This window comes from Pararhizobium sp. LjRoot255, from assembly GCF_964252905.1.
Classification (GTDB): domain Bacteria; phylum Pseudomonadota; class Alphaproteobacteria; order Rhizobiales; family Rhizobiaceae; genus Pararhizobium.
The window spans coordinates 1784425-1797198 of record NZ_CAXUPQ020000001.1 but is presented as its reverse complement, the minus strand read 5'-3'; the positions used below and the strand labels follow the sequence as shown (position 1 = coordinate 1797198).

Sequence of the window (12774 nt, the reverse complement as noted above, 5' to 3'; positions counted from 1 at the left end):
TATCAATTTTTTGACGGCTCGGCAATTGGGCAGAATATTGCGACGCAGGTGCTCCCGGACAGTCTACCCCCCTCTATCACTGCGTGACCTCTCCCCCTCAAGGCGGAGATCATTCTTTCCCCTTACTCACGCCAAAGTAAGGGCGGTCTCGAAGAAGCAGCACGAGCGCTGCAAACGGAGAGGTCCAGTGCTTCCGTCAGATGAAAAATGCGGATGTGTACTGGCTGTTTCGCCACTATCATTCCGAGATGGCAAAGGCGAGGCTGAAATCCATCAACCCCGAAAGGCGGTGACTTCGATCTCGATCAGCATTTCCGGGCGGATCAGGTCGCAGACAACCATGGTCGCCGCCGGACGGATATCGCCGAATGTTTCGCCCAAAATCGGGAACACCACATCGGCAAACGCGGCATCGGTGACAAAGTAGTGATTGCGCACCACGTCCTGCAGCGAAAACCCGGCATCTGCCAGCGCCGCAGCAATCGTCTTCAGGCAGTTGCGGGTCTGCTCTTCCACCGTCTGCGGCATGGTCATGGTGGCATAATCGTAGCCGGTCGTGCCGGAAACGAAGCACCAGTCGCCCTGGACCAGAGCGCGGGAATAGCCCGCCGTCTTTTCAAACGGCGAGCCGGACGAGATCAGTTTTCGCGGGCTCTGCACCGGGCTCAGGCCCAGGGATGCGAAGCGGCGTTGGCCTTTTCGAACGTGTCGATCGCAGAGGCCTTCTCCAGCGTCAGGCCGATATCGTCGAGGCCGTTCAGCATGCAGTGGCGCTTGAATTCATCGAGCTCGAAGGTGATCTTGCCGCCGTCCGGTCCGGTGATTTCGCGGGCTTCCAGGTCGACCGTCAGGATGGCGTTGGAGCCGCGGCTGGCGTCGTCCATCAGCTTTTCCAGGTCTTCCGGCGACACCACCACCGGCAGGATGCCGTTCTTGAAACAGTTGTTGTAGAAGATGTCGGCAAACGAGGTCGAGATGACGCAGCGGATGCCGAAGTCGAGCAGCGCCCAGGGCGCATGTTCGCGCGACGAGCCGCAGCCGAAATTGTCGCCGGCAACCAGGATCTTGGCGTTCTGGTAGGCGGGCTTGTTGAGAACGAAATCCGGATTGACGGAGCCATCCTCATGGTAGCGGGCTTCTGCGAACAGTCCCGTGCCAAGGCCGGTGCGCTTGATCGTCTTCAGATAATCCTTCGGAATGATCATGTCCGTGTCGATATTGACGACGGGAAGGGGCGCGGCAACGCCGGTGAGCTTGACGAACTTGTCCATGGCAATGGCCTTCGATTTCAACGGAACGGAAAAATTTCCGCTGAGCATTTAGATCAATTCTACACCGAAATGAAGGAAAATCTCACGGCAAGTCGCTGGAAAGTCGGCCTTCGGCGCTCAGAGATCGATGATCGTGCCGCGCCCGTCGTTCCAGATGCGCGGTTCGCGCCGATCCAGGCCCGAGGCTCGGTTGGCGGTTGCACGCACCGGTTTCGGCGAAAGCCGGGCGTAGATCGTACTGCCGGCGAAGAGCACGGCCGCGATGCCGGCGAGCGCCAAACCGAGCGAAGCCGTGAAGACCAGCGCCATCAGCATGAACGCGATGCCGGCCGCCGTGAGGAGGAGAGAGCGAATGCTTTGCATCATTGTTACCTTTCGTTGTCTCAAATGTGGGCCCGCCCGCCCCGCCTTGCAAGACCTCCTTTGGTAGTGCCCTTCGCAATGACAGGTCTGGCTTGCGAAAAAGGCGAAAGCCGGGCACAAAAGCCGCATGAATTCATCGATAGAACGCCATCCCGTCCGCCTGCGCCGCTCGGTGCTCTCTGTGCCTGCCGACAATGCCCGCGCCCTTGCCAAGGTCGCCACCCTTGCCTGCGACGCAGTGATCTACGATCTCGAGGATGCCGTTTCCGTCGACAACAAGGCCGCCGCCCGCCAGACGCTTGCCGATCATCTTGCCCGCAAACGCCGCAGCGACATCGAAGTGATCGTCCGCATCAACGGCCTGAAAACCCGCTTCGGCGAAAAGGATCTGGCAGCGGTGCTTGCGCTTTCGCCCGACGCCATCCTCTTGCCCAAGGTGGAAAGCCCGCAGGACATCCAGGCGGTCGCAGACGTGCTGGCGGAAAACGACGCGCCGGATACCCTGCGTCTCTGGGCGATGATCGAGACCCCGCACGGGGTGCTCAATGCGGCTGCGATCGCCGAGACCGGCCGCACACGCGGCGGCAGGCTTGATTGTTTCGTGCCCGGCCTCAACGATCTGCGCAAGGAAACCGGCGTGCCTGTTTTGCCCGGCCGAACCTATCTCGTGCCCTGGCTGATGCAGATCCTGCTCGCCGGCCGCAGCTGCGGCCTCGATGTCATCGATGCCGTCTTCAACGATTTTCGCGACAGAGCCGGGTTCGCCGCGGAATGCGCTGAGGGCCGCGACATGGGTTTCGACGGCAAGATGCTGATCCACCCGGCGCAGATCGGCCCGGCCAACGACCATTTCGGCGTCGATGCTGGCGCCATCTTGGAGGCCAGAGCCATCATCGATGCCTTCGCGCTTCCCGAAAACCGCGACAAGGGCGTCATCAATCTCAATGGCCTGATGGTCGAGCGCCTGCATCTCGAGCAGGCCCTGCGCCTCGCCGCCAAGGCAGAGGCCATTCAGCATAAAAGGACTTGAAGCATGAAACTCTACCGTTTCCTCACCGGCACCGACGATGCCGCTTTCTGCCATCGCGTCACCGACGCCCTCAACAAGGGCTGGTCGCTGCACGGCTCGCCCGTACTTTCCTTCAACAGCCAGACTGGCCAGCCCATGACCGGACAGGCGATCGTCAAGGACGTCGAAGGCAAGGACTATCACCCGGACATGAAGCTGTCGGAGCAGTGAAATGAAAAGCGCCGCGCATCGTTTGATAGGCGGCGCTTTCAGCCTTCGGGCTGTTGGACAGCTCAGCCGCCCACATGCTCGACGCTCGCCTCGATCCGCTCCATGTCGTCGTCGGACAGGCCGAAATGATGGCCGATCTCATGGATCAGCACATGGGTGACGATGTCGCCCAGCGTCTCCTCGTTTTCCGCCCAATAATCGAGGATCGGCCGGCGGTAAAGGATGATCCGGTTCGGCATCTCGCCGGTTTCCATGGTGAAGCGCTCGCCGATGCCGCGTCCTTCGAACAGGCCGAGCAGGTCAAAGGGCGTTTCCAGCGCCATGTCCTCGAAAACGTCCTCGCTCGGAAAATCGTCGATCTCGATGGTGAGGTTGGTGGCAAGCGCCCGGAATTCCTCCGGCAGGTGACTGTAGGCCTCCAGCGCCAGGGATTCAAATGTGCTGATTGTCGGCGCATGGCGTTCACGCCAATCATCGGTTTGGTCTATGCGGGCCATGGGCACTCCTTACTGCCCTTTGATATAGCCATTTCATCAGCGTTTTTCGAGGGTTGAATTTGGTTGCGCCCTATCAAGGAATAAATTCTCATAAATTATCGTTGACTCTTCTGCGAAGGTCTGGAATCAATAAGAACATAACAGGAACATTACGGATTGGAGTGACGTCATGGTGCAGACGCCCATGGCGCGTGAGCGGCTTTTTGCGCTCCGTGAAGAGATAGCAAGACTGGAAGGCAAACCGGTCCCTGCCATGGCGGCGGCCCGGCAGGAGGCCTTGGCCGAACGTGGCAGCGCAGACAAGGAAAAGCATCGTCTGCCGCTGGGCGTGACGAGGCTGGATGAGGCCCTGGAGGGCGGCGTACCGCTCGACGGACTGTCGGAAATCCGCTCGCATTGTCTGCGCGATGCAACGGTCTCGGCCGGTTTTGCCCTGGCGCTTTCCGCCCTCATGCAAAAACAGGCGGCGGCCGATCCCGCGCCGATCCTCTGGATCGCCGACCGGGTCACCGCAATGGAGGCCGGCGTGCCCTATCCGGTGGGGCTTAAGGATTATGGCCTCGATCCGGAGCGTTTCCTCCATGCGGCACCCCGCAAGCTGGACGAAGCCCTCTGGCTTGCCGAAACGGCGGTCGAAAGCGGCGCCTTCGCAGTTACCCTCTTGGAGGTCAAGGGCAATCCGGCCCATTTCGGCCTGACCGAAAGCCGGAGGCTCAGTCTCAGGGCAAAGGCGGCAGGGCGGCCGCTCTTCCTGTTGCGGCAATCCGGAGACGAGGAGGCAAGCAGTGCTGCCTTCCGTTTTCTGGTCGAACCCGCGCCCGCGGCAATCAGGCTTTTGCCGGACCGGTCGATGCTTGGCGGCAGCATCGGTAATCCGGTTTTCCGTCTCACCCTGGAGAAGAGCCGAAATCCGGCGCCCCTCTCCCTCATTCTGGAGTGGAACCCCCATGACCGTCAGTTTTTCCCCGCCCGCGAGCCAGAACAGGCTCGGCCTCCGCTCAAGCGCGCAGCGCATTCTCGCCCTCGCCTTTCCGCATCTTTCAACCGACCGGATCGCACGCAGGAAATGGGGCCTGTCCTGGCGTTCGATCAGGCGTCCTGAAGCCCAACCCCTCGCCTGTTCCGGCCGGCTCGACAATGCCATGCGGCTGACGGCGCTCGACGAGGCCGCGGAAGCGATCGGCCTTAAGAAAAACCAGGCCGTGACGGAAGCGCGGGCCATCTGTCCGAAGCTCGATGTCGTCGAGGAGGACCCTGAGGGCGATCGCCGCCTGCTCGATGGCATCGCCGACTGGTGCGACCGTTATACGCCGTTGGTGGCGCTCGACGGCCGGGACGGCCTGTATCTCGACATCACCGGCTGCGTCCATCTCTTCGGCGGCGAGAAGGCGCTGCTCCAGGATATCCTGTCGCGGCTCTTCCAGATGGGGCTCGATGCGCGCGGCGCCATATCATCCGCGCCAGGGCTTTCCTGGGCGATCTCCCGCTTCGGCAATGGCGGCGTCATTGCCGACGAGGAGATGGAGCTTGTACTTTCGCCCCTGCCCGTCGCCGCGCTGCGATTGGAGGAAGAGACCGTCGCCGCGCTGCAGAAGCTTGGCTTGAAACAGACCGGCGATCTCATCCACGCGCCTCGTGCGCCGCTGGCGCGCCGCTTCGGAGCGCAGCTTCTGTTACGGCTCGATCAAGCCCTCGGCCTTGACGAGGAGCCGATCTCGCCTCGCCGGCCGGTTGCCAGCCTCTCCGCCGAACGCCGCTTGGCCGAGCCCCTTCAGGCGGAAGAAGACATCCTGCATCTGACCCGGCAGATCGCCCTGTCGCTGAAAACCAGCCTGGAAGAGCGGGGCGCGGGCGGGCGGGCTTTCGAGCTCGTGCTGTTCCGGGTCGATGGCCGGGTCTTTCGTGTCGCTGCCGGCGCCTCGCAGCCGCTGCGCGATCCCAGGCGCATCGCCGCGCTCTTTTCCGAGCGCCTTCATGCCGTTCATGACGACCTCGATGCCGGTTATGGTTTTGAAATCCTGCGGCTGAACGTCACTCGCCATGAAGCCTTCGATGCCGCGCAGGAGGATTTTGATGGCGACCGGCAAAAGGATGTTTCCCTTGCCAGCTTCGTCGATCGCGTTTCGGCCCGTCTGGGCGAAGATTGCCTGCAGAGTTTTCACCTGCGCGAAAGCCACGTACCGGAACGGGCGGTAACGGCTGCTCCCGCCATCCGCACGCTGTCATCCGGCAAGAAGTCGGAGAAGAGCAGTGTCTCCTGGTCCCGCGGCGAACGGCCGCTGAGGCTGTTTCCGCGGCCGGAGGTGGTGGAGGTTTCCTTGGCCGAAGTGCCGGAGGGCCCGCCGGAAAGCTTCCGCTGGCGGCGCATGCTGCATCGCGTCTCCCGCAGTGAGGGGCCGGAGCGGCTTGCCATGGAATGGTGGATCGATGGCGCCGATGTGCAGGCGCGGGATTATTTCCGCATCGAGGACGATGCCGGCCATCGCTTCTGGATCTACCGCGAAGGCCTCTACGGCCAGATGCCGCCGCCGCGCTGGTTCATGCATGGGGTTTTCGCATGAGCACGGCACTGCAATTTTTCGAGATCGGCGCCCGGACGAATTTTTCCTTCCTCGAAGGGGCATCCAAGCCGGAGGAAATGGTGACGCAGGCCGCGTTTCTGAAGCTCGCGGGTCTCGGGATCGCCGACCGGAATTCTGTCGCAGGCGTTGTCCGGGCTCATGCGCAGGTCCGGGCGCTGGAGGAAGAATATGAAAAGACCGTCGCGGAAAACCGGGAGCGTCGCGAAAAGGGAGAAGCGGAAAAGCAACCCTTGATGCCGGCTCCCTTCCAGCCGGGCGCAAGGCTGGTTTTTTCCGATGGCACGCCGGATATCCTCGCCTTCCCGCAAAACAGGAAGGGCTGGGCTCATCTCTGCCGCCTGCTGAGCGCCGGAAACCTCAGAACCCAGAAAGGCTCGTGCATCCTCAACGAGGCGGATCTTGTCGAATGGGGAGACGAGATGATGCTCGCCCTCGTTCCCAATCCTGCTTTGTCCGGTGATGCCGGCGCGCGGAAAAAGCTGGAAGACTGCCTTGAATGCCTGAGAAAGCGCTTCCGCGAAAAACTCTATCTGATGCTTACTCCTTCCTACGACGGTCGCGATGCCGAGGTGTTCGCAAGCTTTTCCGTGCTGGCCGCCCGCAACCGCATCCCGCTGATGGCCAGCAACCAGCCGCTCTATCATCATCCTTCCCGCCGCCCCCTGGCCGATATCGTCACCGCCATCCGCGAGCATGTGACGATTACGGAGGCTGGCTTCCGGCTGGCGCCCAATGCCGAACGTTACCTCAAGCACGGGCGCGAGATGGCGCGCCTGTTCCGGGGCTATCCAAGGGCGATCGCCAATACCGAAAAGTTCTTCAGGAGCCTGTCCTTCTCGCTGAATGAACTCAGCCACAATTATCCGGACGAAGGCGTCGAAGGGGAAACGCCGTCGGAAACGCTTGCGCGCCTGACCTTCGAAGGGGCGCGGGATCGTTATCGAAAGGGCATTCCCGAGAAGGTCTCCAGGCAGATCGCCTATGAGCTCGATCTCATCAAGCAGATGGAATACGAGCATTATTTCCTGACGGTGCGCAACATCGTCCATCACGCCCGCTACAAACTGAAAATTCTCTGCCAGGGACGCGGATCCGCCGCCAATTCCGTCATCTGTTTCTGCCTCGGCATCACGGAAGTCGATCCCACCATAACGACGCTTCTGTTCGAGCGGTTCATCTCGACCGAGCGCAATGAGCCACCGGATATCGATGTCGATTTCGAGCATGAGCGCCGCGAGGAGGTCATTCAGTTCATCTATGAAAAATACGGCATCGAGCATGCCGGTCTGACGGCGGCGGTGACGAGCTACCGGGCGCGATCCGCCGGCCGCGAGGTGGCCAAGGCGTTCGGCCTGTCGGAAGATGTGCAGTCGGCCCTCGCCAGCACGGTCTGGGGCTGGTCGGCGGCGGATCTGACGGAACGCGAGGCGAAGGCCGCGGGCCTCAATTTGTCCGACCGGACGACGACGGATGTTCTCAAATACGCGACCGAACTGATGAGCTTTCCGCGGCACCTGACCCAGCATGTCGGCGGCTTCGTCATCACGCGGGACCGGCTGGACGAGGTCATGCCGATCATGCCGACGGCGATGCCTAAGCGCTACATGGTCGAATGGGACAAGGACGATCTCGATACGATCGGCATCCTGAAGATCGACATTCTCGCGCTCGGCATGCTCACCTGCCTGAGGAAGGCCTTTGATCTCCTGGGATCGCACTATGATCGCCAGGTCACGCTTGGTGGCTTCGGCGACATGACCGACAAGGCGGTCTACGCGATGATCTGCCGGGCAGACACGATCGGCGTCTTCCAGGTCGAAAGCCGGGCCCAGATGAGCATGCTGCCGCGGCTCAGGCCGGAGAGGTTCTACGATCTTGTGGTGGAGGTGGCGATCGTCCGGCCGGGTCCCATCCAGGGAAACATGGTTCATCCCTATCTCAAGCGCCGGGAGGATCAGCGCAACAACAGGCCCATCGACTATCAGAAACCGGAGCTCAAGGCGGTCCTGGAGAGAACGCTGGGTGTTCCGCTCTTTCAGGAGCAGGCGATGCAGATCGCCATCACCGCGGCAGGCTTTACTCCCGCAAAAGCCGACAGGCTGCGGCGCTCGATGGCGACGTTCAAGCGGTCGGGACAGGTCAATACCTTCAAGAAGGACATGATCGACGGCATGGTGGGCAACGGCTATCCTCGCGATTTTGCCGAACGCTGCTTCAGCCAGATCGAAGGCTTTGGCGAATACGGTTTTCCGGAAAGCCACGCGGCCTCCTTTGCCCTGCTCGTCTACGCCTCCTCCTGGGTCAAGGCCTATTACCCCGACGTTTTCTGCGCGGCATTGCTGAATTCGCAGCCGATGGGATTTTATGCGCCGGCGCAGCTGGTGCGCGATGCACGCGAGCATGGAGTCGAGATGCGCGCCGTCGATGTCAATCATTCCGAATGGGATTGTCTTTTGGAAGCGACCGCCTTCGACAGAGACGCGATCGACCAGCGCCATGTCTCGATGCGGCCTATGATCCGGACGAAAAGGGCGGTGCGCCTTGGTTTCCGACAGGTCAAGGGCCTTTCGAAACCGGATATGGAAGGGCTCGTCGAAAACCGTGGCCAGGGCTACACCTCCGTGCGGGATCTCTGGCTGCGGTCTGGCCTGCAGAAATCCGATATCGAGCGGCTGGCGGATGCCGATGCCTTCCGGTCGATCGGGCTGTCGCGGCGCGAGGCGCTCTGGGCGGTGCGGGCGCTGGACGCGAAAAGCGCCGCAGAGAAACTGCCCTTGTTCGATCGCGCGGATCGCGCCGATCTTCAGGTGGAACCGGAAACGCGCCTGCCGGAAATGCTGCCGGGCGAGCAGGTGATCGAGGATTACCGTTATCTCTCCCTCTCCCTGAAGGCGCATCCCGTTTCGTTCCTGCGCGATGATTTCACAAGGAGGAACATCCTGCGCAACAGGGATCTTCTGACGGTGCCGAATGGGCAAAGGGTCACCATTGCCGGGCTCGTGCTGGTGCGTCAGAGACCAGGCTCCGCCAAGGGCGTGATCTTCATGACACTGGAAGACGAGACGGGTGTTGCCAATGCCATCGTCTGGAACAAGATATTCGACCGGTTCCGCTCCATCGTCATGGGCGCGCGGCTGGTGAAGATCACGGGCAAGCTCCAGAGCGAAAGCGGGGTGGTCCATGTCGTGGTCGACCAGATCGAGGACATGACGCCGATGCTTGGCCTGCTGCAACGCGAGGCCCGTCATTTTGGCGTGTCGGACCGGTCCGACGAAGCCCTGCGCCCGACCGCCGACCGTCGACAGAAGAAACGCGTGACTGTAGCGGCGCATTTCGGGAAGGGCGATCTTGTCGGGAAGGTCGATCTTGGGAAAACTGCTCGGACCGAGATTGTCGAGACCGCGAGCGTCATGCCGAAGGGAAGGAATTTTCATTAATGCGAGGTCCCAAACGTGGCAGCAGCCTTGGGAAACGACCTGCATAACCGTCCCCGCCCGGTTTTCACATTTTGGGGGCGCCAGACCTACGGTACAAATTCGAGCGCGTTTGTAACAAAATTTGTTCGGCATTTTTACCGCTCAAGAAATTTTGAAGACGATCGGAAAGGGCAGTCCGGTCTCTCCGAGCAAGTTTAAGTCAATGAAAATTCGATATTTTTAATCAAGTTTAGAATGAATCTAAGAATCTTGGCGCAAAATATCGCTCAGATATTTTTGTTGACAGTAAATATCCGCTTTTGCTTTATGAAGAAATTCAGTGCGTTGCGTATCACGGGCAGGCAGGATGCTGGTTTGTAGCTGTAATTTCATCACCGACAAGGACATCGAGGACACGATCATCGAACTCCTCGATGAGGACTGTTGGCAACTGATCGTTCCTGCGAAGGTTTATCACGCGATGCAGAAGCGCGGCCGTTGCTGCGGCTGTTTCCCCAATGTCGTCGACATCATCATCCGCACGACCGAGCGATATCATGCCAGCCGCCCCTCGACGGATGACCAGATATTTGATTTCATGACCCGCCTCAAACAATTCCACGAAGAAAACAGGAGAGCGGATCTTGAAAGGCGACATAAAAGTCATCGAGCGGCTTAACGAAGCCCTTTTCCTCGAACTCGGTGCGGTCAACCAGTACTGGGTTCACTATCGTCTACTTGAGGATTGGGGCTATACGCTTCTCGCCAAGAAAGAGCGCGCCGAATCCATTGAGGAAATGCACCATGCGGACAAGCTGATCGCCCGCATCATCTTCCTCGAAGGCCATCCCAATCTCCAGACGGTCGCGCCGCTGCGCATCGGCCAGAATGTCAAGGAAGTGCTGGAGGCCGACCTTGCCGGCGAATACGACGCCCGCACGGCTTACAAGAACTCCCGCGACATCTGTCATGCGGCGGGTGACTATGTTTCTATGAAACTGTTCGAGGAATTGCTGGCCGACGAAGAAGGCCATATCGACTTCCTCGAAACCCAGATCGATCTCTTCAACAAGATCGGTGCCGAAAAATACGGTCAGCTCAACGCCGCGCCGGCAAACGAAGCCGAATAAGGCTCCGTCTGCGAACAGCAACCCGCTTCGGCTCCCGGAGCGGGTTTTTTCATGTCCGTGGGTCGCCCGGACCTGCGCCGAATGCCCCGCGCACCAAATGCCCGGATTGTCTGCTCCCGGCGTCGATGCCTGGCACCCTCTCAGGATTTAGTAACCTGAACTGCCGCCAGACCCGTAGTCGCCCCGATCCACCGGGCGGCTATCGTCGCTTGGCCCGCTCTGACACCCCGACATCGTCAAAATCGAAAGCGCTATGGCAACGGCAGTGACAACAGATTTAAGTTTCATCATTTGTCTCCATTCATGGCGGGCATTGGCTAATCACACGAAGCCACTGGAAAGATTGTCGCCCCGATGCACGTCAAAGACAATCAGCAAGCGGGGCACGAGGTTGAGAGCCCGGGGCGCTTCGCTTCGATTTCGGCATTCTTGCAATTACTCGCTGGCACCGTCCGTCACCTATCCCGCCAAATGCTTGAACGCTGCCACGACGTCCTCGTAGACCTTGCGCTTGAACGCGACGATCAGCCCCGGCAGCTCGTGCATCGGCTTCCAGGCCCATTCGTCGAATTCGGGATCGTGGCCGCCAGGCGGCGGGTTGATGGCGATTTCGGTCTCGTCGCCCTCGAAGCGGAAGGCGAACCAGCGCTGGGTCTGGCCCCGATATTTTCCCTTGAGACCGATGCCGATCAGGTGGTCGGGCAGGTCGTAGTTGATCCAGTCCGGCGCTTCGGCAAGCAGCGAGACGGAGCGCATGCCCGTTTCCTCATAGAGCTCGCGGTAGGCCGCCTTCAGCGGATCCTCATGTTTGTCGATGCCACCCTGCGGCATCTGCCAGAGCTGGGCGGAGCCGTCATATTCGGAGTTGCCGATGGGAATGCGCCGTCCAACCCAGACGAGGCCATCCCTGTTCAGCACCATGGTGCCGACGCAGGGGCGATAGGGAAGGTCTTCCGCCTTGACCGGTTTCGACTTGTCCTTGCTCATCCGAATGCCCTTGCTGCTCATGTTTTCACGCGCCGATGAAACGCGGCGCGCGGTTTCGCCTGCATCGCAGGCTAACGCTGTCGTTGTTGCGGATCCTTGACGAGGGCCGACACGCCGACGAACTCTATGCCGCGGGCGCCGGCCTCGTCGGCCCATGCGGAGATCGCCTCGACGCTCTCGTCGAATGCCGAGGCGACGCCTATGGCGCTGCCGTTGCGGCGGGCGATCCGCTCAAGCTCATCGAGCTTTTTCAGGATGGCGGTGCGGTCGAGTTCGCTGTCGACGACCATGTCGGCAAACCCGTGCGGCACGCCGATCGTATCGGCGAGCGTGCCGGTCAGTGATTGCGCCGACGTGCCATCGTCAAGAAAGAGCAGGCCGCGCCGGCCGATGTCGCGCATCACCGGCTCGAGCGCATCGGCATCCGACAGGAACCGGCCGCCGAGGAAATTCATGATGCCGGTATAATTGGTGGTCCTGGCAAGCGACGAGCGCAGCTCGGACAGGTTCTTCCTGGCATCCAGCCCGACGCGCAGCGTATGTGGGCCGGGATTGTTATCCGGATAATCGAAAGGCTCGAACGGCACCTGCAGCAGGATTTCGTGGCCATCGCGCCGGGCTTCCTGCATCCAGCGCTGCAGGCTGTTGCCGCTGGCGGCAAAGGCCATGGTGATTTCCGGCGGAAGCTCGCGCAGCGCATTCTGCGTGCCGGTCTGGCTAAGCCCCAGACCGCCGACCACAAGGGCAACACGAATGCCGCGCGCGCCCGACCACGGCCGCGCATATTGATCCATCGGTCTGAGGCCATCCGGACCAATGATCGGCAGGCGGCCTTCCGGCGTGTCCTCAAGTAGGGCGTCGTTCGGAAAGGCGGCCATGCGCGCGTCCTGCCCTTTCGTGCGGCCGACCTCGACGAAGGCGGGGCCGTCGCCGTCGCGTTGCTTGGGCGAGAACTTGGTGACGATCGAGCCGTCGTCCGTCAGCGTTTCCTCGACATGCGCGCCGGAAAGGGCGCCGCTTGTCTGCGGTTTCTCGAATTTTCTGCTGTCTGCTGTCGTGTCCGATTCCGGCTTTTTGGCTGGTTGCGCGGCGTCTGCCATCGTTTCTGCCGCGGGCTTCGGTTCTATGAGGCCGGTCGGCCGCAGTACCGTCCACGCGGACACGCCGATCAGCGCTGCAACGCCGACGCCGAGAAGGACGCGGCCGAAAGAAACGGCCGATTTTGGTGATTTGGGAGGGCGCGCCTTGCGATTCTGACCAAGAGGAGCGTTGAGGTCTGTTCCCAAGG

At 60.9% G+C, this 12774-nt stretch carries 13 protein-coding genes; 7 read left to right on the top strand and 6 right to left on the bottom strand.

Features of this window, described 5'->3' with window-relative positions:
* Positions 1 to 273: 273 nt before the first annotated feature.
* The 3 genes from ACSQ2W_RS08775 to ACSQ2W_RS08765 all read right to left on the bottom strand — a co-directional run bounded on the left by ACSQ2W_RS08775 (position 274) and on the right by ACSQ2W_RS08765 (position 1634).
* Entirely contained in the window at positions 274 to 660 is a 387-nt protein-coding gene (locus ACSQ2W_RS08775) for a RidA family protein (protein WP_436085911.1), read from the bottom strand.
* Positions 661 to 665: 5 nt separating this feature from the next.
* Positions 666 to 1271, bottom strand: a complete 606-nt coding sequence (gene leuD / locus ACSQ2W_RS08770) for a 3-isopropylmalate dehydratase small subunit (protein WP_436087720.1) — start codon at positions 1269 to 1271, stop codon at positions 666 to 668.
* Between the two features lie 117 nt (positions 1272 to 1388).
* Positions 1389 to 1634 carry a hypothetical protein gene (locus tag ACSQ2W_RS08765; RefSeq protein WP_436087719.1) on the bottom strand — a complete coding sequence of 82 codons (246 nt, stop codon included), beginning with the start codon at positions 1632 to 1634 and terminating at the stop codon, positions 1389 to 1391.
* A gap of 127 nt (positions 1635 to 1761) precedes the next feature.
* On the opposite strand from ACSQ2W_RS08765, the gene ACSQ2W_RS08760 reads away from it, so the two are divergent.
* Together ACSQ2W_RS08760 and ACSQ2W_RS08755 are read left to right on the top strand one after the other, a co-directional pair.
* Complete coding sequence (locus ACSQ2W_RS08760) at positions 1762 to 2664, top strand: HpcH/HpaI aldolase/citrate lyase family protein (protein WP_436085910.1); 903 nt, start codon at positions 1762 to 1764, stop codon at positions 2662 to 2664.
* Between the two features lie 3 nt (positions 2665 to 2667).
* On the top strand, positions 2668 to 2874 hold the full coding sequence (locus ACSQ2W_RS08755) for a DUF1737 domain-containing protein (protein WP_436079761.1): 207 nt from the start codon (positions 2668 to 2670) through the stop codon (positions 2872 to 2874).
* Positions 2875 to 2936: 62 nt separating this feature from the next.
* On the opposite strand, the gene ACSQ2W_RS08750 is transcribed toward ACSQ2W_RS08755, so the two are convergent.
* Positions 2937 to 3371: a metallopeptidase family protein gene (locus tag ACSQ2W_RS08750; RefSeq protein ID WP_436085909.1), complete on the bottom strand. Its 435-nt coding sequence runs from the start codon at positions 3369 to 3371 to the stop codon at positions 2937 to 2939.
* Between the two features lie 169 nt (positions 3372 to 3540).
* On the opposite strand from ACSQ2W_RS08750, the gene ACSQ2W_RS08745 reads away from it, so the two are divergent.
* From ACSQ2W_RS08745 to bfr, 5 genes are all read left to right on the top strand, one after another.
* Positions 3541 to 4473, top strand: a complete 933-nt coding sequence (locus tag ACSQ2W_RS08745; RefSeq protein WP_436085908.1) for an ImuA family protein — start codon at positions 3541 to 3543, stop codon at positions 4471 to 4473.
* Positions 4474 to 4513: 40 nt separating this feature from the next.
* Positions 4514 to 5932, top strand: a complete 1419-nt coding sequence (locus tag ACSQ2W_RS08740) for a Y-family DNA polymerase (protein WP_436087718.1) — start codon at positions 4514 to 4516, stop codon at positions 5930 to 5932.
* Positions 5929 to 9390: an error-prone DNA polymerase gene (locus ACSQ2W_RS08735; protein WP_436085907.1), complete on the top strand. Its 3462-nt coding sequence runs from the start codon at positions 5929 to 5931 to the stop codon at positions 9388 to 9390. The genes ACSQ2W_RS08740 and ACSQ2W_RS08735 overlap by 4 nt, the downstream gene beginning before the upstream one ends.
* A gap of 346 nt (positions 9391 to 9736) precedes the next feature.
* Entirely contained in the window at positions 9737 to 10048 is a 312-nt protein-coding gene (locus ACSQ2W_RS08730; RefSeq protein WP_436085906.1) for a (2Fe-2S)-binding protein, read from the top strand.
* Positions 10014 to 10499 (top strand): bacterioferritin, encoded by a 486-nt coding sequence (gene bfr / locus ACSQ2W_RS08725; RefSeq protein ID WP_037128741.1) that lies wholly within the window; start codon positions 10014 to 10016, stop codon positions 10497 to 10499. The genes ACSQ2W_RS08730 and bfr overlap by 35 nt, the downstream gene beginning before the upstream one ends.
* Before the next feature lie 459 nt (positions 10500 to 10958).
* On the opposite strand, the gene ACSQ2W_RS08720 is transcribed toward bfr, so the two are convergent.
* On the bottom strand, positions 10959 to 11486 hold the full coding sequence (locus ACSQ2W_RS08720) for an RNA pyrophosphohydrolase (RefSeq protein ID WP_436085905.1): 528 nt from the start codon (positions 11484 to 11486) through the stop codon (positions 10959 to 10961).
* Between the two features lie 71 nt (positions 11487 to 11557).
* On the bottom strand, positions 11558 to 12772 hold the full coding sequence (locus tag ACSQ2W_RS08715) for a divergent polysaccharide deacetylase family protein (RefSeq protein WP_436085904.1): 1215 nt from the start codon (positions 12770 to 12772) through the stop codon (positions 11558 to 11560).
* Between the last annotated feature and the right edge of the window lie 2 nt (positions 12773 to 12774).

Bases quoted from the DNA above. Each gene is read 5' to 3' on its own strand.
- ACSQ2W_RS08735 (WP_436085907.1), top strand. From the start codon at position 5,929: ATGAGCACGGCACTGCAATTTTTCGAGATCGGCGCCCGGACGAATTTT.
- ACSQ2W_RS08745 (WP_436085908.1), top strand. From the start codon at position 3,541: ATGGTGCAGACGCCCATGGCGCGTGAGCGGCTTTTTGCGCTCCGTGAA.
- leuD (WP_436087720.1), bottom strand. From the start codon at position 1,271: ATGGACAAGTTCGTCAAGCTCACCGGCGTTGCCGCGCCCCTTCCCGTC.
- ACSQ2W_RS08740 (WP_436087718.1), top strand. From the start codon at position 4,514: ATGCGGCTGACGGCGCTCGACGAGGCCGCGGAAGCGATCGGCCTTAAG.
- ACSQ2W_RS08760 (WP_436085910.1), top strand. From the start codon at position 1,762: ATGAATTCATCGATAGAACGCCATCCCGTCCGCCTGCGCCGCTCGGTG.
- ACSQ2W_RS08720 (WP_436085905.1), bottom strand. From the start codon at position 11,486: ATGAGCAAGGACAAGTCGAAACCGGTCAAGGCGGAAGACCTTCCCTAT.
- ACSQ2W_RS08730 (WP_436085906.1), top strand. From the start codon at position 9,737: ATGCTGGTTTGTAGCTGTAATTTCATCACCGACAAGGACATCGAGGAC.
- ACSQ2W_RS08750 (WP_436085909.1), bottom strand. From the start codon at position 3,371: ATGGCCCGCATAGACCAAACCGATGATTGGCGTGAACGCCATGCGCCG.
- ACSQ2W_RS08765 (WP_436087719.1), bottom strand. From the start codon at position 1,634: ATGCAAAGCATTCGCTCTCTCCTCCTCACGGCGGCCGGCATCGCGTTC.
- ACSQ2W_RS08755 (WP_436079761.1), top strand. From the start codon at position 2,668: ATGAAACTCTACCGTTTCCTCACCGGCACCGACGATGCCGCTTTCTGC.